This is a genomic window from uncultured Shewanella sp. (assembly GCF_947501665.1).
In the GTDB taxonomy this organism is placed as follows: Bacteria; Pseudomonadota; Gammaproteobacteria; order Enterobacterales; family Shewanellaceae; genus Shewanella.
The window spans coordinates 102,091-126,454 of record NZ_CANMWS010000013.1 but is presented as its reverse complement, the minus strand read 5'-3'; the positions used below and the strand labels follow the sequence as shown (position 1 = coordinate 126,454).

The following is a 24,364-nucleotide window of genomic DNA, read 5'->3' as shown; positions in this document are numbered from 1 at the left end:
ATAATATCACCCTTTTATTTGATTAATTTGAGAAAGAACTTCTTTTGCAGAAACATTTTCAGGCTCAAGCACTAATAATAAAGATAATATTTCTCTTGTTTTAGAATAATCTTTTTGTTGAAATTTGAGCAACCCATATTCAAGTAAAAAAGTCGTATCATCAGGGTACACATCAAGCATTTTTTTATCGATCTCTGCAGCGGCATTATATTTTTTATTTTTCCTTAAAGCATAACTTAAATATAAATTAGCATAATAGTTATAAAAATCTTTTTTTATAACCTCATACCCTAAAGCTTCTGTATCATCAAATTTTTCCTTAACATTTGATATCCTCATCATACCTAATTGAGGTGACAAGGCATTAGGCAATATTTTTTTAGCGGCTAAATAATGAAACTTTGCATTAGAAAAACTGCCTTGTAAATAATATAAATACCCCAACCTTAAATTTAAAATATAATCTTTTGGTTCTTTTTTATAAACGCTAACTAAGCTATTTATCGCATTCTGATAATCACCGATTTTTTCATATCCATATGATTTAGAAAATGAGAGTTCTCTTAGATTACTATTCGATGATAAAGCATTAAAGCTAAAAATAACTAAGCCTATCGCAATAAGTATATCGCGTGTGTATTTCATTTTTATATCCTAATGAAAGATTTAATAATTAGATTGACGTTTTAACTCAATGTCACCCACTTTAACTGATTTAAATTTTAAATATGCATCTAATTCTATATATGTATCCATTTCTAATTTAAAAAACCGATTTATGACACAACCTGATATTTCGGTTTCAGATATAAAACGATATGTCGCTTTTGTTGAAATTTTTGAAGGAATAAAAGCATTTAAAAATGCACTTACCCCACCACGAATATGACCTAAATAGGTTATATTTGAAATATTATCTTTCCAAGATAGTCGATTCTGATATGTCAATGGGACCGATGGAAGCGCTAAATATAGACACTTTAAATAAGGATCATCCCCTTCTAAATGATAGATTAAAAATGTTCCCGCATATTTTCCAAAAAAAAGTTTAGCATCACCTCTTGAGAAGTAAAAAGTACTGTCCGGTGCCATTTTAATAACAAAGGTGACTTCGTCTATTTTAGCTTCCTCTTTATAGACATTATACGTTAATGTTTCATCAAGAATAAATGTTGTTATCTGTTCATGAAAAGCAGTTGGTAAAACAGAACTCACCTTCGTCATCTCATTTGGCAAACCGTGGGCAAAATACTCATTTTCCTCACAATAATGTACGAATGTAAAAGGTAATGTCTCTGAGCCCATAAAAGCGCTTGCTTGTACCTGAAGGTGTATATGGGGTTGCGGTGAATAACCAGAATTACCACATAAGCCCAAATGAGCACCAGGTTCCACCCATTGCCCCTCATACACAGTGATACTTTCCTTTGCAAAATGTGACATTTCGACAAAATAACCTCGTTCATCATGAATAATGATTAAATTGCCCCAATTATTAATGGTATCTACCGCTCCGATAGGATTATCCATTAAATGAGAGACCACTTTAATCACTCGACCCCGAACAGGAGATAGAACAACTTGACCAAATGCATAATAATCATCTAATCGAGACCCTTGATTTTTATAAGTATTATTTTCATCATCAGTGATAACAAAATCATATGCATAACGCCAAAAGCCTTGATGAGTCCATTGACCATCAAATCCCTGCCAAACTGACCAAGCACCAGAAAAAGGTAAAGCAAGAGTAATATATGTATCAGCAAAACGATCTTTTGCCGTTAAATAATGATCTAAAGTTTCCTCAGGGCTAGAACGAAAAACAATCGGCCTTAAAGGGTACCCCACAACACCTAGTACATATACGAAAGACAAGGTAATCAAGGTAAAAGGTAAAGTAAATACAGGTATCCCATATTGAGCCCAAAACACATTAACAGCGTTAATTAATAAGGTCGACAGTGCCACCGCGATTCCAGCCAATACCAAGCTTTTAGGAGAAGGAATATTAAAAACACAACCAATTGATATTGCGATAAGAATATAATTGAAGTTATTCATATTATTTAATGATTGTTCCCAGGAACCATTGAATAACGAATTGATGCCACACCCCAATAAAAAACCAACAATAGCTAGCACTAAAATAAGACGGGATTTAAAAAATATGAGACCAGAAATCAATGCACCAGTGATCACATTAGGCATAAATATAATAGACCCCATAGATTTAAAAAATGCATTAATAAACTCAGGGGCAAAATAAAAATCGTCATAAATATAACTAGAGTATAAACCATTCACATAAAGGTTACTTAATCTAGCACTTGCTAAATAAACAAGGCTACTGATAATAACAAAGGGAATACTGAGAACTTGCAACCCTAAATAATGATAAAAAACATTAGCTAGAAAAACAGTTAAAAGAAAAGATAAAATACTAGCAAGTGTAATTATACTTAAAGTCAATATATTAATTTCATAAAGGTAACCAATAGCCAATCCCGACAACAAAGGATTATATGAATAAAAACCAGACTTTAAATACTCTTTACTAAAACCAATAAAATGAGCAAAAGCATAAGCAACCAGAATAGAAAACAATCCAGATAAGGCTGTGTTATAATTAATTAATCCAACGATAAAAAGTAACACTCCCGATATTTTTCCCCTTATAAAAAAAATATCAGAATAGCTATTCAACATAGAGTTTATATCAACAGGTAAGCGCCAATTTTTAACATCAATCATTGTCATAATATATTCAGCATTCCAAAAAACATCATCCTAACAATTCAATTATTCATTGCTTTTCGATAAACAGAATATTATTAAGAAGAATGATTCTCAATATCGTTTTTGGTAAACCGATAAAAACTAACGTCAAGGTTTGTCAACCCTTACACTATATATTGATTTATTGTTTTTAATAGAGAACGAGAAGCAAGTTTTAGTTGATTTAATATTAAAAATGACTATTTTATTCTTAATTTACGCTACAATTAACACTATAATTAATAACGATTATAAGCTCACTATCTAACTGAAAAATTAGACTAAAGTTGATAAAAAAGTGAATTTTTGATAGCAATTCACTTTATTCATAATCCAGCTTAGTTTTCAACCTATCCAGTCTTATAATTAAAACCACGTCAATGCAATACTAATAATCACCCCAGAGATAATTAACTGCATTAAACAAAATCCCATAATATCCTTCGCTTTTAAGCCTGCTATTGCCAAAATAGGTAATGCCCAAAAAGGCTGGATCATATTAGTCCAAGCATCTCCCCAAGCGACTCCCATCGCCACACGCGCAACATCAGCATTCAGTAACTTAGCTGCAGGTAACACCACTGGCGCCTGTACAGCCCACTGACCACCGCCCGAAGGCACAAACATATTAACGATACCCGCACTCAAAAAACTCCAAAAAGGCAAGGTATTAGCATCTGCAATAGCAACAAAACCTTGTGAAATACTCACCGCCAATCCGGATTGTGTCATCACAGCCATAATGCCCGCATAAAAAGGAAACTGAATAATAATCCCTCCTCCACTTTTAACAGCTTCATTCAAACTATTAAGAAAACTTCGTGGGGTTTTATGTAGAATAATGGCAAAAGTAAGAAACAATAAATTGATAATATTTAGATTTATTCCCCCTCCTTGAAAAAAATAATACCCCAAATACCCTAATCCACACAGCCCCATTAAATAAGCCAACCATCGACTATTCTCCAAATACTCAGCAGGGCGCGTAATATGAACAGCTTGCTCCTGCACTTCGAAAAGCTTACTCTCATCAATAAAAAAACTATCTTCTTCTTTAGGTAACATCCAACGATTCACCAAAGGAACAACAATAAATAGCACCCCGACTAAGGCTAAATTGAAACCTGAAAAAATAGTCTCACTCGTGCTAATAAGACCAATGGATGATTCCGAAAAGTTACCTGGTGTCGCAATCGTCAATGGAATTGATCCTGATAAACCACCATGCCAAACCAAAAAGCCTGAATACACACTCGCGATAAGTAACCGATAATCCACCTTCACTTTTCGTGCAATAGCTTTAGCAAATAAAGCCCCTACGACAAGTCCAAAACCCCAATTAATCCAACTCGCCAGCAGTGACACAAAAGTCACAAGTAAAATCGCTTGAGATGCATTTTTAGCCAAACAAGCAGCATGGTTAAGCCCTTTTTTAATCAGCGGACTACTGGCTAAAATAAAACCAACAATGAGCACCAAAAGCATCTGCATAGAAAATGTCAATAACCCCCAAAAACCATTTCCCCAATATTCAACTACTTCTATAGGTGACTTTTGCTCAACAAAAATAGCAGCTGCCATTACAATCAAGCTAAGAATGAGCACGAAAATATATGGATCCGGTAAATAGCGCTCCACGAGTTTGACCAGCGGTTTAGCTGCATTAGTTAACATAGTTATCCCCAATAAAAAGTAGGCCCCCTTCATTGATAGACTGCGGCCACAATGTCATTTTTATCCAATAGTGGTATGAAAAACAGTCAAAAACAAGAGAATAGTGACGAATAGAGCAGATGCTGGGAATAAATACAGTATGGATAAGTCGTCAGAAAATAGACTTATACACAAGTCTAAAAGAAAGTCATAAAAATCACCAATAAAGAAAACAAAACTGATAATTAAAATAAAAAAGGACGTGAAATAACGCCCTTTATCCCAAGTAATTGAGAATAGTTCAGTCCATTTTTTGCTTAGCAAAACGTTCAGCAAATAGTGATACTTGCTCCCAATCCGTAAACTCAAAAGTTCCTTTGAGATCAGTCGGTCCTTTGGTCATTTTCATAATAAACCGAATCATAAATCGATCAAAAAAACCGTATTTGGGGTAATCAATTTTTCCTGCAAAAACTTCTAAAATTTGTGGTTTCCAAGAAGATAACCGAAGAAATTTGAGCATATAAGGATTCGTTTTAGGGGTGTTTTTCTCAGGCTTTCTCGCCACAACATTAACTGAAAAAAAGCCACTCACCGTTGACGATAATACCTCATGGTTATCTTCAATAAATTGATACAGCTCAGCTCGGTGTTTTCCATAGCGTATGCTCGCACCAATCAATATCTTATCGTAATTGCTCAATGTGGCTTGATTTGCATCAGACAGAGAAAGCAAAGTCACTTCATTGCCCATTTGTATATTGATGTCTTTTATTTTCTGGCAAATAGCCTGAGTTTGCCCATCGACAGTGGAGTAAATAATAAGAGTTTGACTCATAAATAAACCTTCTAATTGCGCCAAAATGTAGGCGTGAATAACACCAACAAAGTAAAGACCTCTAGTCGCCCAAATAACATAGCCACCACTAAAACCCATTTTGAACCGTCATTGATACTGGCATAATTACTCGCAACCTCACCAAGCCCTGGACCTAAATTATTTAAACACGCAGCAGTTGCACTAAAAGCCGTGACATTATCCAATCCAAACCCCATTAAAATAAGCATACAAACAACAAACACTAATGCATAAGCAGAAAAGAAGCCCCAAATAGCATCAATCACACGATCAGGCAGTGCTTTACCACTTAATTTAATTGAAAACAGCCCTCTAGGATGCACCAAACGCTTTAGTTCTCTAGAGCCTTGCAATAACAATAAAACAATACGGATCACTTTTATTCCACCCGCTGTAGCTCCCCCACTTCCACCAATAAAGCTTGAAAAAATAAGCAATATTGGCAAAAAAAGAGGCCATACATGAAAGCTTTCAATGCTAAAACCTGCTGTCGTTGAAATAGAAACGGCTTGAAACACAGCATAATCTAGTGTTTCTTCCTTAGAATCATATATTCCACTATTTAATAAGGTAATGAAAGTGATCAACACCAAGAATAATTGGATTAAAATAAGTGCTTTAAACTCTGCATCTTTAAAGTAAACACGTAAATCCATACCTCGGCGAGAAAAAGCTGCAAAATGTAAACTAAAATTTAATGCTGCAATTAATAAAAAAACCACACATGTCATATTCACAGCAGTACTATTAAAATAGCCAATGCTGGCATCATGAGTAGAAAAGCCGCCAATCGCAATCGTTGAAAACGAATGACAGATGGCATCAAACATATCCATACCAGCAAAGCGGTAACACAAGGCACAAGCAATCGTTAATGATACATAAATATACCATAAGGCTTTGGCTGTCTCGGCTATCCTTGGCGTCATTTTAGTGTCTTTTACGGGGCCGGGCATCTCGGCTCGATATAGCTGCATCCCCCCAACACCAAGTACAGGTAAAATCGCCACCGCAAGTACGATAATCCCCATTCCACCCAACCATTGTAATAAATGCCGATAAAACAAAATGGCTTTGGGTAGTACATCCAGCCCAACAATGACGGTTGCCCCCGTAGTCGTTAATGCTGAGAAAGACTCAAAAAAGCTATCGGTAAAACTTAAATTGGGTTGATTAGTAAAAATAAAAGGAACAGCACCAATAGAGCCCAATACCACCCAGAACAATACCACAAGTAAAAAACCCTCACGGGTCTTTAACTCTTTTTTATAATGACGATTGGGATACCAAAGAGCGAAACCACAAATCAGGCTCAACATAAAAGCCTTGATAAATGCCATGCCTCCACCATCTTTATATATCACCGCAATACACGCTGAAGGCAGTAAAGACAATGAAAAAAGTCCAATAAGCAATCCGGTAATTCTTATAATTGTTCTATATTGCATTCATTTTGCTTTCTTATATTAAGGGGTAAATGTGGCAACCAAGTGACCTTGACTCATTGTAGCAAGATCACGATTCAGTGCTTGTTCAAATCCTTTTCCGATAGAAAAAGACACTTTAACTTTATCAGTAAACAACTTATCTTCAATAACAGCATCATATTGAGCTAAATAATATTCTACATCCGTTAATTGTGCATATTCACACTCGACAAAACCTGGATAACGCAATTGTTTTAGACTCGTTTTAAGTATTTTTAATCCTTGTTTAATACCCGAGCTATAGGCTCGAACAAGGCCACCAACACCCAATTTTGTCCCCCCAAAATAACGTACAACAATCACGCCAATTTCGCCAATATCACTGCCTTGTAAATGCGCTAACATAGGTCTTCCAGCACTACCAGAAGGCTCACCATCATCACTAAAACCTGATGACAACGTTGATTTTGGCTGGCCACATACAAAAGCATAGCAATAGTGACTTGCATTAGGATAGCGATGCTTAACCTTTTCTAATTGCACTTTCATCACGTGAGGATCTGGGCAGTGAAACAAAATGGAGATAAACCGACTATGTTTGATTGCTTCTTCTACCATACACTCGCTAGTCGGAATTAAATAACACTCACTCACATTCATACCTTAACTCGATAGGGGCAGTTGATCTTTTCGTGGTAAAACTATGTTCGAACTAAACATGCTTTAATCACGGTATAAAAAATGTTACCTAGGCATCTAAGTCCTTTTTTAATAAAGAGCTCTAAAACAAAGAGTAAAAAATCGGTAAATAAAAAGCCATTCTCACTTTTCAGTTAAAATGGCTCGTATTGACGGTGCTTAATATTGATTAATTTAGCCCCGCCTCACGGGTCATGTTTTCATTATGCCCATGATGTACAATAACATTATCTTCTATTCGTATGCCGCCAAAATAACGTAATTGTTCAACCACATCCCAATTCACTTGATACTGACGCTTATCTTGCTTCAGTTCAGACAATAATGAATCAATAATATACAAACCTGGCTCAATAGTCAGTACTTGATTAGCGGTTAATGTTCTCGTACAACGAAGAAAAGGATGCGCAGCAGGTGAAGCAATGTGCGTCCCCTTATCATCCCCTAAGAATCCCCCCATATCATGTACCTGAAGCCCTAACATGTGACCAAGCCCATGAGGGAAAAAAGCACGGGTTATCCCCTGTTCTATCAAGCCTTGTTTATCACCAACAGCCAATTTAGCGTTTAGTAATAATTGAGCAATTTTCTCATGGCAAGCAATATGCAGATCCACATAATTAACACTGGGGGCCATCATATCAATAATACTCAGCTGCACATTATCCATTTGCATCACAAGATCATCAAATTGATTTTTTTCAAAAGAGTAAGTGCGAGTAATATCCGATGCATAACCATGGCACTGAGCACCAGCATCGATAAGAAAAGAATGGCGATGTTCAGGGTTTTTTCGAGCAAGTCCGGTATAATGTAAAATAGCGGCATTTTCATTAAGTGCGACAATATTCCCGTAAGGCATTTCATTTTCTGTTTGGCCTACCGCGGATAAATAAGCTTGCTGAATATCAAATTCACAAGCGCCATGATAAAACGCATTTTTAGCCGCTTGATGTCCAGTCACTGCAATACGATTCGCTTCACGCAGACATTCAAGCTCATATTCAGTTTTAACAGTACGATGAAAATGTAAATAATTCATAACAGTACTTGGATTAAATGATGCCATCCCCAGTTCTAAAGCGAGATCAACATGCTCACCAATATAGGCCCAAGATTTAAGCCCTTTAGGCAATAACTCTCCCACATCTTCCACTTTTGTCAGTATATGAATATTAAAATGTTCACACCAAAATGCATCAGGTGCATCTGCCACTTTGTGCCAAAAATCCACAGGACGATAAAATAACAGTGTAGGCTTATCCGTTCCATTCACCAATAACCAACAATGCGGATTATCGATAATTGGCAACCAAGCCTTAAACTGTGGATTCACTTTAAAAGGATAATCCATATCATCTAAAAATTGACGCTGCGGGCGACCTGAATGAATCACCAACCCAGATAGCCCCTCTATTGAAACAATTTCAGCCACTCTTTGATTCAATATTTGAATATGTTCAGGGTAATGCTGAGCGAATAAATCCATAATTACTATCCTATTTTTAATCAATGCAATACAAGAAAATAAAATGCAGCACAAACCCAAAACCAAATGAGTAAAGCTAAGCAATCGTTTTTACCATTAGTTTAACACGGCACTCGATTATTATTCACAAATAGACTAGAACAACGCAAAAGCTTTACCAATAAAGTTATCTGTAAATAAAAATAGCCTGATTGTCGCAGACAAAACACGCTTCTTTGATACGCTATGGGATCCCAAACTGAATAAATATATAGATTTAGCTATAGCTAAATCATCAGTCATGCTCTAAACAATAACAATGATCTTTTAGTCAATTCCGCTAATGGAAAGCTTGTTTTACAGCCAAAAATCAAACATACGTTTAAATTGGGTGTTGTATTTTTTTCTTTTTTTAAGCACACTGGAAGGAAGTGGTCAAATGATGGCCGAAGCTGCTGTGAGATAGAAGATCATTCCCACTGTAAAATGAATCTAATATGCGGGAGTGGCTCTAAAGCAAAAAGGAAGCAAGCAATGATCTACCAAAGTCCTACAATTCAAGTTGAGTTACTTGAGGGTAATATCGCACACCTGTGCTTTGATGCACCAGGCTCGGTAAACAAATTCGATAAAGAAACACTCGAATCATTTGATGCTGCACTCGATAGCATCATGACGCATTCAAACATTCAAGCACTGTATTTAAGCTCTGGTAAACAGACTTTTATCGTTGGTGCTGATATCACAGAGTTTCTCGGCTTATTCGCCCAAGATGACGCTACTATCATTGCTTGGCTCGAAAAAACTAATGCCATTTTTAATAAACTCGAAGACTTACCTTTTCCAACTATTTCAGCGGTTAATGGTTTTGCACTCGGTGGCGGATGTGAAACCATACTCGCAACAGATTTTCGTATCGCTGACACCAATGCACGAATTGGCTTACCAGAAACTAAACTAGGCCTTATTCCAGGTTTTGGCGGAACAGTGCGCCTACCTCGTGTTATTGGTGCCGATAATGCCTTAGAGTGGATCACCACAGGTAAAGAACACCGCCCGAATGCTGCGTTAAGTGTCGGTGTCATTGACGCCGTCGTTGAACCAGAACACCTCAAAACGGCAGCCTTACAAATGCTGCAAGATGCACTAGCCGAAAAGCTTGACTGGCAAGATCGCCGCGCGAAAAAACAAGCACCACTAAACCTGCCTAAATTAGAAGCCATAATGTCATTTACTACCGCAAAAGGCATGGTCTTTAAAGTCGCAGGTAAACATTATCCAGCACCAATGGCTGCGGTTAATGTTATTGAGCAAGCCGCACTGAGCACTCGTGCAGACGCATTAAAAGTTGAACATAATGCTTTCTTAGCGCTAGCTAAAAGCGATGTTGCTAAATCACTCATTGGCATTTTCCTAAATGACCAATTTGTAAAAGGCAAGGCGAAAAAAGCCGGCAAACAAGCGAAGAAAATAGATCAAGCCGCTGTATTAGGTGCAGGAATAATGGGAGGAGGTATTGCCTACCAAAGTGCCAGCAAAGGCACGCCGATCATTATGAAAGATATTGCACAACCAGCATTAGATTTAGGCTTAAGTGAAGCCTCTAAACTGTTAACGAGTCAGATTAAGCGCGGCCGCAGTACCCCAGAAAAAATGGCGAAAGTGCTCAATAACATCACCCCAACCTTAGACTATGGTGCAGTAAAAAATGTTGATGTGATTGTTGAAGCCGTTGTTGAGCATCCAAAAGTAAAAGCAACAGTATTAGCGGAAGTTGAGCAACAAGTCAGTGATGATGCAATCCTGGCCTCTAATACATCAACTATTTCGATTAATTTACTTGCCAAAAGCTTGAAGAAACCTGAGCGCTTTTGTGGTATGCACTTCTTCAACCCTGTGCACAAAATGCCACTTGTCGAAGTCATTCGAGGTGAAGATACATCTGAAGAAACCGTTGCTTCAGTGGTTGTCTATGCCAGTAAAATGGGTAAGACCCCCATTGTCGTTAATGATTGTCCCGGCTTTTTCGTCAACCGTGTTCTTTTCCCTTATTTTGCCGGCTTTAATGGTTTGTTAACCGATGGAGCAGACTTTAGCGCTATCGACAAAGTGATGGAAAAACAATTTGGTTGGCCAATGGGGCCCGCTTATTTGCTGGATGTTGTCGGCTTAGACACAGCCCACCATGCCCAAGCCGTTATGGCTGAAGGTTTCCCTGATCGCATGGCAAAACCAAGTAAAGATGCCGTTGATGTCTTATTCAACCATGATCGCTTAGGTCAAAAGAACACTAAAGGCTTCTATGCTTATTCTGTTGATCGCCGTGGAAAGCCTAAGAAAGATATTGACCCAAGCAGTTATGAATTACTCAACACTGCTTTTGGCGATACAAAAACATTTGAAAGTGATGAAATTATTGCCCGTACTATGATCCCAATGATCATTGAAACTGTACGTTGTTTAGAAGAAGGCATCATAGCTTCACCCGCTGAAGCCGATATGGGTCTTGTTTATGGTATTGGTTTCCCTCCTTTTAGAGGAGGGGTATTCCGTTACCTTGATACTATGGGCGTTGCTAATTTTGTCGCATTAGCCGACAAATATGCTCACTTAGGTGGCCTATATCAGGTAACAGACGCTATGCGTGAATTGGCAGCCAATAACGGTAGCTATTACCAAGCCTAATCAGTGGGAAGGAACAAAATAATGAAACAAGCCGTTATCGTAGATTGCATTCGTACTCCCATGGGCCGCTCAAAGGCTGGAGTATTTAGAAATGTACGCGCAGAAACCTTATCTGCAGAATTAATGAAAGCCCTACTGGTTCGAAATCCACAGCTCGATCCTAATATCATCGAAGACGTTATCTGGGGCTGTGTACAACAAACATTAGAGCAAGGTTTTAATATTGCTCGCAACGCCTCCTTATTAGCCGGGATCCCGAAACAAGCAGGTGCGGTTACCGTTAACCGCCTTTGTGGATCGTCCATGGATGCCTTGCATCAAGCTGCCCGTGCCATCATGACGGGCATGGGAGACACCTTTATTATCGGTGGTGTTGAGCACATGGGTCATGTCCCTATGACTCATGGTGTTGATTTCCATCCTGGCCTTGCTAACAATGTCGCTAAAGCCTCAGGCATGATGGGTCTAACGGCTGAAATGCTGGGTAAAATGCATGGCATTAGCCGTCAAATGCAAGATGAATTTGCCGTTCGCTCTCATCAAAGAGCCCATGCAGCCACCATTGAAGGTCGATTCGCTAACGAAATTCATGCCATTGAAGGCCATGATGCTATGGGTGCACTAATAAAAGTGCAACATGATGAAGTGATCCGCCCTGAGACATCAATAGAATCACTATCTGGCTTGCGCCCAGCCTTTGACCCTGTGAACGGTACCGTTACAGCAGGTAGCTCTTCTGCATTATCTGATGGTGCTTCAGCCATGTTAGTCATGGAAGAGTCAAAAGCTCGCGCACTTGGATTACCGATAAGAGCGCGAATTCGTTCTATGGCTGTGGCGGGCTGTGACGCCGCAATTATGGGTTATGGCCCTGTTCCAGCAACACAAAAAGCCTTAACTCGAGGTGGTATTGCAATCAATGATCTAGATGTCATTGAGCTCAACGAAGCCTTTGCGGCACAATCTTTACCTTGCGTCAAAGATCTCGGCTTGATGGATGTCGTCGATGAGAAAATTAACCTAAACGGCGGCGCGATTGCACTGGGTCATCCATTAGGCTGTTCTGGCGCACGGATCTCAACCACGTTAATCAATCTTATGGAAAGCAAAGATGCCACATTAGGCCTTGCCACCATGTGTATTGGTCTAGGTCAAGGTATTGCTACGGTATTTGAAAGAGTGTAATACTCACCTTGTATTAATAGTTAAAGCAGTGGTTACTCCACTGCTTTAACTATAGCTAAATCAATATGAAATGATAGTCTCAGAGCGCTCAATTGAGCGGCAATTTAAGGCGCATTAATGATGGAATGTAGGCACCTTTCTAGATAATGCAACAAAGAAGTGTCGCTCAAATGAAGCTCCTAAAAGGCTGGTTTAAAAGTGATTTATGCGTTGTTGATTTGTCTTACCGTAGAATGACTATGCTTTTAACAATTCGCCTAGCCTAAATCACTTTTCATTCCAGCTGAGTATGTCATTTTATATTGATTTAGCTATATAAGAATAATTAAGTATCTTGGTTAAAAGCATCTTAAAATTGCATTTGAAATGTTAGGTCAATTAACATAACACACTGTTTTAATTGTGTTTTCCTAAATTTATTTCCTCTAGAGGTTAATACAAATCTACCTTGTTCCATAGATAGGTATACGATTATTTAAAATCAAATTATTGTCAGCCATTATACGTGTCTTTATAACCCTCTCTTGCTCTTGTTTTATTTCTTTGATACTAGCAAGTTTAGAATCATGTCTTTGTGTTTTAACATCATTTGAAGGTAAGTTCATATCATTAGGCAATTTATGATTGGCTCTGTCTAACACCTTCTCATTAAAAGTATGACAATCCTTAAAAGGAGGGAAATAGCCTAAAAAACTAAACGACTTTCTTTCTTCATGGTGGGCTTCATCAATTGCACAAATCATAAACCCAGGCACGGTAAAGTCTTTAGTCACAACATCATCTTCCTTAAACCTATCATTGACTTTAGTAGGATCCCAACCTAATTCTAATGATCGGTCCTGATTTTTGTAAAGTGAAGATTTCTCTAACCCTATAAAAACGTGACGAAAACCTAAATTACCAATCCATTCATTACTAAACGTTGCACGCACGGTACCCACACTATAATTTTGTGGCGTTACAAGAAATTTCAAATAACTCTCTTGATTATCAAAATGCTCTTGGTAACGTATGTACTTATTTCCTTGCTCAAGTAGTACATTTTCATCAACGCCCAGTCCCTTAATAAACTTAAGTTCATCTTTTGAAGGTTTTCAATAACCGATCGCACTTGACTTAAATTAATACAGTCAGGAGCTTTTTGTCTAATAAGAGGATGGTTCATATCCTCATCTTTTATTTTATAATATTCTGGTATGACCTGATTTTTTATGTCCACCGTATTATTAATAAAATAATTATCTATCACTGTTACACTATTTAAAACTGGCATATCAATCCATCCACAATACATTTAAAAATTAATATATCGTCGAATAATTAAAATATATATCAAAAAACATTCTAACTTGAGAAAACATTAATTCTTATTAATCTACATAATGTCAAAGTTCAGAAATCGTTACAGCTCCCCCCTTACTCTAATCATTTCAACTCTTGGTATTCTCCTGTAAATATGAAACATTAAGGTAACACTCACAAACAATAATAATAAAATGAACTACCCTGAATACCTTAAAGTCAATGAACTGCTTACACTACAACAGCCTAAATCCGAAGAGCATGATGAGATGCTGTTTATTTTGATCCACCAAACCTATGAGCTTTGGTTTAAACAAATTCTACATGAACTCGACTTTCTCAAAACAAGCTTAGTTCAAGGTAATATCCCTAAATCATTGCATACACTTAAGCGTACATTAACCATATTGAAGACCTTAGTCGGTCAAGTGGATATTCTAGAAACAATGACCCCCTTGGAATTTAAAAGCTTTCGAGACAGACTCGATACAGCCAGCGGTTTTGAAAGCGCCCAATTTCGTGAAATTGAATTTATACTAGGCTATAAACGTGAAAGTTTAATCCATATCCATGATGAAATAAGCAAACAAAAACTCACTCAACGACTAGAAGAGCCTTCAATTTGGAGTGACTTTTTATCATTATTATCAACCGAGAATTATCAAATAAAGACAGAATGGCAGAGTAATTCTCAACATCAAGATGACGAACTAGAAGCCCTGCTCATTGAAATATATCAATGTAACTTTTCACTATCACAAGTATGTGAGCTCCTCGTCGATCTTGATGAAGGGCTGCAAGAATGGCGCTATCGTCATGTCAAAATGGTTCAACGAACCATAGGAACCAAAATGGGAACGGGAGGATCAAGTGGTGCAGAATATCTCACTAAAACCTTATTTAAGCCGCTATTCCCGAGTCTTTGGAATATTCGCGCCAAATTATAATTGACTAAAGTGAATCGATAATATGAGACTTAACAACCCCGCTCTATTGACAACCAGTCATACATTACAATCTCACTACAGCGACTTTCAAGTAGACAGTCGCATTTTATTATCGGGTCATTCACATCAAGCATGGCCCAATATTGCTAAACAAGGATTGCTTGATAGCTTTAATGATGCTGCCTTGCACATAGACGATAAATGGCAGGCTGCATTTAAAAAAGCAGACAAAGTAAAACGCTTTTATGGTCATCTGCTCGGCGAAACAGCAAGTGAAATAACACTCGGCGCCTCAACCCATGAGCTCCTGCTTCGGTTTATATCTGATTTACCTCAATTAAAAATCAAGCAACCACACAGAGCCATTAAGATTATTACCACTGACGGTGAATTTCATTCGATGCGCAGGCAACTCGATAGACTACAAGATATTAACTTTATCATCGAAAAAATCCCCGTATCCCCTAGTGAAACCTTAGCAACACGTATTATTGAGCGATTCGATAACACAACCGATGCTGTAATGCTATCAGCAGTGTTCTTTTCAAGCAGTGAAGTATTTCAAGATATTGGACAAGTCGCCCAAGCCGCTAAAGACTTGTCCATTCCTTGCTTAGTCGATGCCTACCACGCACTGAATGTTATTCCTTTTAACCTCAATGATTGGCAGTTAAGTTCAGCTTTTATCATAGGTGGTGGCTATAAATACTGCCAAGCAGGTGAAGGTAATTGCTTTATGCGTCTACCCAAAGGTTATCATGGCAGCCCCTTAATTACGGGTTGGTTTGCCGAATTTGAAAACTTAAGCCAACAAGCTTCATCTGTGGGTTATGGCCAAGGTCATAGCGCTTTTTCTGGCTCCACCTACGATCCTGCCAGTCACTATCGCGCTGCAGCCGTTTTTGATTTTTTTAACAAGCATAAGCTCAACGATAAAACCTTACATCACATTAATTACACACAAATAAATCGACTCTATTCAGGTATCAAGTCGATGAAAGTCCACAAAAATACCCTTTGCTTACCGCAACACAGTATTGAAAATAACGGTGGATTTTTATCGCTCACAACCCCCCAAGCACAACGTTGGGTTACAGAGCTCGCCAAACATAATATTTTGTGTGACAGCCGTGGCAATCAATTGAGACTCGGTCCCGCCCCCTATGTTAGTCACACTCAGCTGGACAATACATTGGAAGTAATAGAATATTTATTAAGAAAAATACAAAACAACTCAAGCACAAAGCCCACACTACAAGATACGGCTCAGAAGTTAGTAAGCACTCACACACAAGCTATCGATTAAGATATTGCTTCCTAAAATGTTTAGGCGTCTCTCCAGTCCAACGTTTAAAGGCCTTATAAAACGCTGCTGGAGTAGAAAAGCCCAGCAAATAAGCAATTTCGCTAAATGTAAGTGTGGTTTCACGCACATAGCTTAATGCTAAACCTTGCCGTGTGGTATCCATAATGGTTTGATAATTCGTTGACTCCCTGTACAAACGTCGCCTTAATGTCCAAGGCGTCGTCCCCAATAATACGGCCATATCATCAATATCAGGCATCTTTCCCACTAAATGCTGACTGATTTTATCAGCCACCTTGTCTTGCCATGTTTGGTTAGCAATAAGGCGTGCACTTTGCGTTTCACAGATCGTTTTTAACGATAAATAACTCGTTTCACAATCATCTAATAACGGAGTAAGTAACACCTCTTTATTAAAGATGATGCCATTAAAGTCTGAGTTAAAAATCACAGGACAAGGGAAAAAAGCATAATAAAGTGCACTATTACTGGGTTCAGGGTATTCAATATGTACCGCTTTTAAAAATGCCTCAGGCTGTTGAGATTGTGATTTCCAGCGAGTATTAAATAAACAATACCAACTGGCTAACACTGAATCCACGACAAAAAAATTGTAATTATTGTAAGGGGCTATAGAATAAAAGGACAATCTAGCCTCAGCAAAGTTGAAATCAGACTGGCCACGAATATTATGACTCAGCAAGATTTCATAATCAGCAAATAGACTGGCCATATCCGCCATATTTTTTGCAGCCATAGCAGCAAAACCTAATACACCATAATACTGAAAGCCACTGTTCCGTCCCATTTCCAGCCCTAAATCAGGACGCTTTGTTAAGGTCAAGGCTTCAAAGCCTAAACGCATGTATTTGGGAATAGCCACCCTACCGTTATGAGCTGAAAGCTGTTTAATGGAAACGTGATATTTGTCTAAAATAGGCATTAAATCAAAACCTAGTTGATCCACAGTAAAGGCCATTTGCTGAATAAAATTCACCGAAATATCCCCTAAACCCGTTTTAATATCACTCAAACTTTGCCACCTAAAATATTTAGCCATAAAAAATATGCTAACTAAAGATAATAAATTGTACCATCAATATCTTGTTTAAGTGCCTTCTCCTCGCTAAATTAACTCAAAAGAATAAAGACATTATTGAGTGAAGCATGCAAAAAACGACCCCTTACCCACATTTACTTACCCCCTTAGATCTCGGATTTACTCAGCTAAAAAACCGAGTACTGATGGGCTCAATGCACACAGGCTTAGAGGAAATGCCCAACGGCTTTACACGAATGGCGGCATACTTTGCTGAACGAGCAAAAGGCGGGGTGGGACTCATTGTCACTGGAGGGATTGGCCCAAATCCTGAAGGCGCCGTTTTTCAAGGTGGTGCCAAAATGGATTCAATCAAAGAAGCTGAGAAACATAAACAAGTCACACAAGCCGTTCATGACGCTGGCGGTAAAATTTGCATGCAAATTTTACATGCAGGCCGTTATGCCTATAGCAAAGAACCCATAGCTCCTTCAGCCATTCAAGCACCTATCAATCCAGCCAAACCACGAGCGCTGGCTCATGATGAAGTCCTTAAACAAATCAATGACTTTGTTACTTGTGCCAGCCTTGCTCAATACGCTAACTATGATGGCGTCGAGATTATGGGCTCTGAAGGTTATCTTATTAATCAGTTTATTGTTGAACGAACCAATCAGCGTGATGATGAATGGGGCGGCAGCTTTGAAAACAGAATTCGCTTTCCACTTGAAATAGTGCGTCAAGTAAGAGAAAAAGTCGGCCCTAACTTCATCATTATTTATCGCCTTTCCATGCTCGATCTCATTGAAAAAGGCAGTACTTGGCAAGAAGTGGTTCAACTGGCAAAAGCCATAGAACAAGCGGGTGCGACGATAATTAATACGGGAATTGGCTGGCATGAAGCCCGCGTTCCCACCATTGTGACCAAAGTGCCTCGAGCAGCCTTCACTAAAGTCACTGAAAAGCTTAAAGGTGAAGTCTCTATTCCGCTTATTACCACCAATCGCATCAACACGCCTGATATTGCAGAATCTGTTTTAGCACAAGGCCATGCCGATATGGTGTCAATGGCCCGTCCCTTCTTGGCCGATCCTGAATTTGTCAACAAAGCCGCCGCCAATCAAGCCGATGAAATCAACACTTGCATAGGCTGTAATCAAGCTTGTTTAGATCACACTTTTAGTATGAAACTCACTACATGCTTGGTCAATCCTCGAGCCTGCCATGAAACCGAGCTCATTTATCTCAAAGCGCCCATGAGTAAGCGTATTGCTGTTGTTGGCGCAGGTCCTGCGGGCCTTGCTTTTGCCACAGTCGCAGCGCAACGAGGCCATAGTGTCACCTTATTTGACGATAAGGCTGAAGTGGGTGGGCAGTTTAATATTGCTAAACAAATACCAGGTAAAGAAGAGTTTTTTGAAACCTTACGCTACTTCAAAACCATGACAACTAAATTGAATGTAGAAACAATATTAAATAAGCGTATCACAGCACCAGAGCTCATAGAACAAGGCTATGATGATATTATACTGGCGACGGGTATTACTCCTCGCACACCAGAAATAGAAGGTATAACACATTCTAAAGTCATTAATTATATTGATGTTTTACAGCATAAAAAAGCAGTAGGAAAAAACGTTGCCATTATAGGCGCAGGAGGGATCGGTTTTGATGTCGCTGAGTATATAACCCATGAGCACGACACGTCTTCGTCTGCCAGCTTAAATATTGATACCTTTATGCGTGAATGGGGCGTCGATTTAAACATGGAGCATCGAGGCGGCTTAATCCCTGCTAAACCTGCCAGCACAAACCGTCAAGTGTATTTATTACAACGTAAACCAACCAAAGTAGGCGCCGGCCTTGGCAAGACCTCCGGCTGGGTTCATAGGGCAGGATTAGCGGCTAAAAAAGTAAACATGCTCAATAGTGTGGAATATACAAAAGTGGATGATAACGGGCTACACATTCGCGTTGCTGGCGAGTCACAAATACTCGATGTCGATAATGTCATTGTCTGTGCTGGCCAAGAACCATTAAGGGAACTACAAACCCAACTCCTCGACGCTAAACAAAACGTACATCTCATTGGCGGGGCCAATGTGGCAGCAGAGCTCGATGCTAAACGTGCCATTAAACAAGGCAGTGAATTGGCCGCAAATTTGTAACCAACACATTGTATTAAAGTAATAAAAGGTGGTATACATGACATACTACCTTTTTAAAAAGTTAAGTATGAAATGGAATGTCACTTACTCGCCGATAAACCGGAATACATATCCCAAATAGCCAAATGGTACAATGATGAATGGGGCTATATAAGTGAGAGCATAGGTGAAAGTATAGATACAGGCCGCAGCGCTGAAGTCTTGGCGCTAAAATTAGCCGACTATCTTAATCGCGATACCTTACCGCTTATTGTCCTTATTATTGAAAATGACAACTTGTTAGGCGCAGCGCAACTCAGATTCCATGAAATGGACATTTACCCCGACAAAGAACATTGGGTAGGAGGTGTTTATATTGATAAACCCTATCGAGGTCAAGGCATAGCAACCATATTGATCAATCAAATCATTAAACTCGCCAAACGACATGGAGTGAGTCACTTATACTTACAAACAGAAGATCATAGCGGCGGCCTATACAAACAACTAGGCTGGAAAGCCATCGAACAAGTCAATTATCATAATGTTGATGTACTCGTCATGGAAAAAAGCCTATGACCCCCGCAATCAAACAATTAACCAAAGATAATATTCCTTTTACCCTTCACGAGTACCAACACTCACCACAAAGCCAATCATATGGATTAGAAGCCGCTGAAAAAATAGGGGTGCCGGCTGAATATGTATTTAAAACCTTAGTGGCTCAAACTGATAATAACATATTAGTGGTAGCCATTATTCCCGTGAATTCGACGCTTAATTTAAAGCTGCTTGCAAAGGCAGCCAACAGTAAAAAAGCCCACATGGCAAAACCTCAAGATGTACTGCGCAGCACAGGTTATGTATTAGGTGGTGTCAGCCCTATTGGCCAAAAAAAACAGCTCGCCACTTTTATTGATAGTTCTGCCAGTCAGCTCACTAAGATGTATATAAGTGGCGGACGTAGAGGCCTAGATATCCAGCTAAGTCCAAATGATTTATATCGTGTCATTCAAGCGAAATGGGCAACACTCACCACTTAGCCAATGCCTGCCGAGCAATACTGTCTGCATTCATAAAATCAATCGATTGCCGTTGAGTCGAAGGTAAATGGTGATTCAGGTAAGTTAATCCTTCTAATCCCGGCCCCATGCACCAGATATTATTCCCCCCCGCTTTAAAGATGAAATTAGCTGAAACTCTCTATTCACCTGAATATTATCCCGTTTTCCCTCTGCTAAGTCACAGGTATCCATCAACCCAAGCCTTATAAGGCATTGCAACAAGGATGAGTTGGTATGCAGGGGACCACTTTTATTTAACTGAGCATAAATGAAATGTTCGGCTTCATATTCTTTTTTATCAGTACAAATTACTTTCCATTTCCCCTCAGCTCTTTGCCAATCAGTTACACGATCAATTTTTACAATGCCTTGTTTTATTAATGCAAGTAATAGTTGATGGCGCATCAGCTCAGCACCATCAACACTTCGGCGAACTAAACTGTATAACCCGTTATAAACATCCATATTTGAATCCAATGTTAAACGATCAAAATTAATCAGCTCTCTGAGTTGAGGTCTGATAAATCGCCATACTTCCAAAGCCGCTTTTACCGGATGGGATACCCCTTGCTTAGCCATAATTAAATCATCTAGCAAAAAAGCATTGGCCCACAGAGAAAATGCCTGTTTCTCCATTTTTTCAGGAAAACGGGAATACAGGTATTGTTCCAGATCAAATTGCCCATATGTTTTCTCAAAATATTCAAGTTGCGTACAGAACAGACTCAGCCCCGACTCAAATCGAAGCGAAGAACTCAAAGATTCATAGACTTTATCGTAATGGTCTTCGGCTGCGGTCAATACATAACATGCTCGCATTTCTAAATGGATCAGGGGAAGTAACTCCTCCTTAAAGTCTATGCTGTAATTGGGTTTTTGTTTCCAATATAAGAGTCTTTCAGATGAAAACAGCAAACTATGATAAGGTTTATACGGTAAAGAAAAATCCGGCCTTGATCGATATAAAAGCCCTGACTGAGTTAAAAGCAAAATATTAGGTTCATGACCCGATGCAATATAATCAGGCACCCACTTATCCTCTCCATGGTGCAAACTCCCCCCACGGCCTAGGGTTAATAAGGAGACAATATCCAGTGCGCATAATCCAACCCCTTTAACGGCTATGGTATGTTCCGGCAACACATATTTAAAATTAGGCAAAGGATAATGCAAACCTTGATAAGGTAAATCTCCGGAAAAAAGTGAGTGCTTTTTTTTCCGGTATACCCCAGAGTCAAGACTATGGATTTAAGTATAATATTCTTATTTTCGTGAACTAGAACATAATGTTGACCATCTCTGACATTAATTGATTCAAGATCGGTAACTAAAAAGGGACACAAAACACATTCAACACCTTCTGGAACCTGACTCATCAATCTCCAATAACAGTAAGTTAAATACTCCCCGACCAAATAACGTGGAAGACAATCTGTTTTTGCTACGTCTCTAGCAGTAATACAAGCTTCTTTTTGTAACCATTGGCCGTTTCTAGCAACAACTTGATTAAACTCATTCAATTTTATTTTCTGTTCACGGCACCATTGAAAAAAGCTTAAGCCGTTTATGCTGTTTATATCTTCCTTTAATTGATATCCATGATGAATAAAATATTCAGCTTGAGGGAATAGATCTGCTTGTCCTGCTATCGTATGTAAAGAAAGACATTTATCTTGAAAAGGACTATGCACACCACAACCCGGAGAGTTAGGCTCAAACAATGCAATCCGTATTTTTTTATATTGCAAAGATTGAGCGCGGGATAATAATCTTTGCAATACACTCAAGCCCGCAGGCCCTAGGCCAATAATTCCAATATCAAAGCATGGCATGAGTTAACTCCCTTTAACCTCATGTCATTATAGATCAAGTTTTAGCACATAAACCTACATCTGATTTTTACAAAAACCATCATCATCTAAGAAATAGTGGCCAGTTAATGAGAATTTTCTATCATATTCATAACTGCCAAACTGAGTCTGACTTTGTAAAGCCTCTATCTCATACTCAACGATATTGTCAGCTAATTGGTGATGATGATTCTCAACTAAAACAGCATGAATACGCTCTTTTTGTCCCTTAGGCACAAGAATAGAATGAAAATCATTAAAGGTTAACGGTCCCCAAACATGCGCTTCATAAATCGCTTTTAGCTCATCATATTCAGCATTTCTTAAATACTCGATAGAACTTGTCTCTTTACCTTCTTTTAAGTTGCCAGATAGTGTCATGGTCGCTCGTTGAAATAATGAATCTTTTAGCACTAAGCCAATTGAGCCAAAGCTCCCTCTCATCAAGTAAGGACCACGACATGAAAATACTCTAAAGTATTTAGGATAAAGACTGTTAATTTTATCCTGTAAACGCTGCTCAATAGTCGAATCTAAATTCGCATATTCATCGCTACTTGCAAAAAGAGGTTTTGGTAATCTAACCCCTGCTGCCGCCATTTCAGTTTCAATGCGTTTTTGTTGCATATTACCACTACGGCTTCCCAAACCTTGCTGCAAATCTAACTCAATAAAATTCTTAAACACCGGTGCATCTGGATCTGATTTTACTAATGTATTAAAAAAAAGCGTTTCATCGAAAAAACTCACCAATGAGACTTTTTCGCCTAAATTACTATAGGATTGTGTTGGCTGGTTTTCCCAATATTGATGTTTAACAAATCGAGAAATAGCACGAGAAAGCCATGGTGTTGGGCACGCTGCTATTTGCGATCTATCTATTTCTTGATTATCGATTACATCAGAGTAACTACATTCTTCAGGTAAGGCATAAGCGGAAAAACTTGAGAATAGTGTCAATAAAGAGAGTGATAGACAAAAAGTAATAGATTTACAATTAAATGTAGGCATATGATTTATATTGAAATTAACAAAGTGCGAGAGTCTATATACCTAACAGCGAAATAAAAATATTTTTTTACAAAAAAAACAAAATACAACCAAAGAATGATAAATATGTGAATATTAACACCCTAAAGAAAACAAAAGCAGAATAAAAACCTTCAAAACAAACAACAACAAAACATAACCAACAAGAAAAGACACAATGTAACTCACAAGTTACTGATATAATTAAAGTATGGAGCTGTAATGAAAGGATTCACAACCACTGTTTTATTATTAACCACCTTAGTCACCTCTACGACAGCAATCGCAGAAACCAAGGATAAAGGTTTTTACATAGGAGCAGCACTAGGCGATTCAACACTATCTACTCAAAATGGTATCTTTGATAACCTTTTTGATCTTAATGAAGAGAAAGTGTTTGAAGATAGCTCAGCGTTAAGTTGGGGGCTTTATGGCGGATACACATTTAATAATTGGTTTAGTATTGAATCCAGTGCATTCCATATGAAACATGATATCCAGTCTAAAGAAAAAGTAACAACTACCTCTTTTTCTTTATCATCAAAGTTCACCATTCCAATTCACGATCTTTTTTCAATATATGCAAAAGCAGGTTTGGGTTATATAAACTTAAAATATGACTTCAAGTACGATAACAATACTGCCGACAACATCTCTGACACTGAGGACGATTTCGCTTATTTGCTAGGTCTAGGTGCCAACGTTAATTTAACCGAATATTTAACCCTTACACTTGGTTATGATTGGATGCAGTCCATGGATGTTTTTGCTTTAGCTGGAACGATTACCATTGAACAAGTCACCCTAAGCCTTACTTATAAATTCTAATCATTAAGTTCAGATATTAAATATACCGAATCCCAATCATTATTATTCAAGTGTTCCACGTGGAACACTTATCATATTGAACCTTTGATACTTTTTTA

20 protein-coding genes are annotated in these 24,364 nt (G+C 38.4%); 8 read left to right on the top strand and 12 right to left on the bottom strand.

Annotated elements, in window-relative coordinates; translation table 11 throughout:
* Positions 1–6: 6 nt before the first annotated feature.
* The 7 genes from Q0976_RS11790 to pepQ all read right to left on the bottom strand — a co-directional run bounded on the left by Q0976_RS11790 (position 7) and on the right by pepQ (position 8,905).
* Positions 7–645, bottom strand: a complete 639-nt coding sequence (locus tag Q0976_RS11790) for a hypothetical protein (RefSeq protein ID WP_299494028.1) — start codon at positions 643–645, stop codon at positions 7–9.
* 21 nt (positions 646–666) lie between these two features.
* Positions 667–2,760, bottom strand: coding sequence for an urea transporter (locus Q0976_RS11785; protein WP_299494027.1), 2,094 nt, complete (start codon positions 2,758–2,760; stop codon positions 667–669).
* A gap of 384 nt (positions 2,761–3,144) precedes the next feature.
* Positions 3,145–4,452 carry a short-chain fatty acid transporter gene (locus Q0976_RS11780; RefSeq protein ID WP_299494026.1) on the bottom strand — a complete coding sequence of 436 codons (1,308 nt, stop codon included), beginning with the start codon at positions 4,450–4,452 and terminating at the stop codon, positions 3,145–3,147.
* Between the two features lie 280 nt (positions 4,453–4,732).
* Complete coding sequence (gene hemG, locus Q0976_RS11775) at positions 4,733–5,269, bottom strand: menaquinone-dependent protoporphyrinogen IX dehydrogenase (RefSeq protein WP_299494025.1); 537 nt, start codon at positions 5,267–5,269, stop codon at positions 4,733–4,735.
* An 11-nt stretch (positions 5,270–5,280) separates the two neighbouring features.
* Positions 5,281–6,738: a TrkH family potassium uptake protein gene (locus tag Q0976_RS11770; RefSeq protein ID WP_299494024.1), complete on the bottom strand. Its 1,458-nt coding sequence runs from the start codon at positions 6,736–6,738 to the stop codon at positions 5,281–5,283.
* An 18-nt stretch (positions 6,739–6,756) separates the two neighbouring features.
* Positions 6,757–7,371, bottom strand: coding sequence for a YigZ family protein (locus tag Q0976_RS11765; RefSeq protein ID WP_299494023.1), 615 nt, complete (start codon positions 7,369–7,371; stop codon positions 6,757–6,759).
* Between the two features lie 214 nt (positions 7,372–7,585).
* Positions 7,586–8,905 carry a Xaa-Pro dipeptidase gene (gene pepQ / locus Q0976_RS11760; protein WP_299494022.1) on the bottom strand — a complete coding sequence of 440 codons (1,320 nt, stop codon included), beginning with the start codon at positions 8,903–8,905 and terminating at the stop codon, positions 7,586–7,588.
* Positions 8,906–9,418: 513 nt separating this feature from the next.
* Between pepQ and fadB the strand changes: the two genes are divergently transcribed.
* Positions 9,419–11,569 carry a fatty acid oxidation complex subunit alpha FadB gene (gene fadB, locus Q0976_RS11755; RefSeq protein WP_299494021.1) on the top strand — a complete coding sequence of 717 codons (2,151 nt, stop codon included), beginning with the start codon at positions 9,419–9,421 and terminating at the stop codon, positions 11,567–11,569.
* Positions 11,570–11,590: 21 nt separating this feature from the next.
* On the top strand, positions 11,591–12,754 hold the full coding sequence (fadA, locus tag Q0976_RS11750; RefSeq protein ID WP_299494020.1) for an acetyl-CoA C-acyltransferase FadA: 1,164 nt from the start codon (positions 11,591–11,593) through the stop codon (positions 12,752–12,754).
* 443 nt (positions 12,755–13,197) lie between these two features.
* Here fadA and Q0976_RS11745 read toward each other — a convergent pair whose 3' ends face one another.
* The gene (locus Q0976_RS11745) at positions 13,198–13,728 is read right to left on the bottom strand and encodes a hypothetical protein (protein WP_299494019.1); all 531 of its coding nucleotides are present in this window, start codon (positions 13,726–13,728) and stop codon (positions 13,198–13,200) included.
* 522 nt (positions 13,729–14,250) lie between these two features.
* Between Q0976_RS11745 and Q0976_RS11740 the strand changes: the two genes are divergently transcribed.
* Complete coding sequence (locus Q0976_RS11740; RefSeq protein ID WP_299494018.1) at positions 14,251–15,003, top strand: tryptophan 2,3-dioxygenase family protein; 753 nt, start codon at positions 14,251–14,253, stop codon at positions 15,001–15,003.
* Positions 15,004–15,025: 22 nt separating this feature from the next.
* Positions 15,026–16,309 carry a kynureninase gene (locus tag Q0976_RS11735; protein ID WP_299494017.1) on the top strand — a complete coding sequence of 428 codons (1,284 nt, stop codon included), beginning with the start codon at positions 15,026–15,028 and terminating at the stop codon, positions 16,307–16,309.
* Here the strand turns inward: Q0976_RS11735 and Q0976_RS11730 are convergent.
* Complete coding sequence (locus tag Q0976_RS11730; RefSeq protein WP_299494016.1) at positions 16,299–17,342, bottom strand: AraC family transcriptional regulator; 1,044 nt, start codon at positions 17,340–17,342, stop codon at positions 16,299–16,301. The genes Q0976_RS11735 and Q0976_RS11730 overlap by 11 nt on opposite strands.
* A 134-nt stretch (positions 17,343–17,476) precedes the next feature.
* Between Q0976_RS11730 and Q0976_RS11725 the strand changes: the two genes are divergently transcribed.
* The 3 genes from Q0976_RS11725 to ybaK all read left to right on the top strand — a co-directional run bounded on the left by Q0976_RS11725 (position 17,477) and on the right by ybaK (position 20,538).
* Complete coding sequence (locus Q0976_RS11725; protein WP_299494015.1) at positions 17,477–19,516, top strand: NADPH-dependent 2,4-dienoyl-CoA reductase; 2,040 nt, start codon at positions 17,477–17,479, stop codon at positions 19,514–19,516.
* Positions 19,517–19,588: 72 nt separating this feature from the next.
* Positions 19,589–20,074, top strand: a complete 486-nt coding sequence (locus tag Q0976_RS11720; RefSeq protein ID WP_299494014.1) for a GNAT family N-acetyltransferase — start codon at positions 19,589–19,591, stop codon at positions 20,072–20,074.
* Positions 20,071–20,538, top strand: a complete 468-nt coding sequence (gene ybaK, locus Q0976_RS11715) for a Cys-tRNA(Pro) deacylase (protein WP_299494013.1) — start codon at positions 20,071–20,073, stop codon at positions 20,536–20,538. The genes Q0976_RS11720 and ybaK overlap by 4 nt, the downstream gene beginning before the upstream one ends.
* 93 nt (positions 20,539–20,631) lie before the next feature.
* Here the strand turns inward: ybaK and Q0976_RS11710 are convergent, their stop codons facing one another.
* Genes Q0976_RS11710 through Q0976_RS11700 form a run of 3 tightly spaced genes read right to left on the bottom strand, consistent with a single transcriptional unit; the run spans position 20,632 to position 23,420 of the window.
* Positions 20,632–21,720 (bottom strand): hypothetical protein, encoded by a 1,089-nt coding sequence (locus Q0976_RS11710; RefSeq protein WP_299494012.1) that lies wholly within the window; start codon positions 21,718–21,720, stop codon positions 20,632–20,634.
* Positions 21,681–22,391 (bottom strand): FAD/NAD(P)-binding protein, encoded by a 711-nt coding sequence (locus Q0976_RS11705; protein ID WP_299494011.1) that lies wholly within the window; start codon positions 22,389–22,391, stop codon positions 21,681–21,683. The genes Q0976_RS11710 and Q0976_RS11705 overlap by 40 nt, the downstream gene beginning before the upstream one ends.
* Before the next feature lie 54 nt (positions 22,392–22,445).
* Entirely contained in the window at positions 22,446–23,420 is a 975-nt protein-coding gene (locus Q0976_RS11700) for a hypothetical protein (protein ID WP_299494010.1), read from the bottom strand.
* A 240-nt stretch (positions 23,421–23,660) separates the two neighbouring features.
* On the opposite strand from Q0976_RS11700, the gene Q0976_RS11695 reads away from it, so the two are divergent.
* On the top strand, positions 23,661–24,266 hold the full coding sequence (locus Q0976_RS11695; protein WP_299494009.1) for an outer membrane beta-barrel protein: 606 nt from the start codon (positions 23,661–23,663) through the stop codon (positions 24,264–24,266).
* Positions 24,267–24,364: the final 98 nt, after the last annotated feature.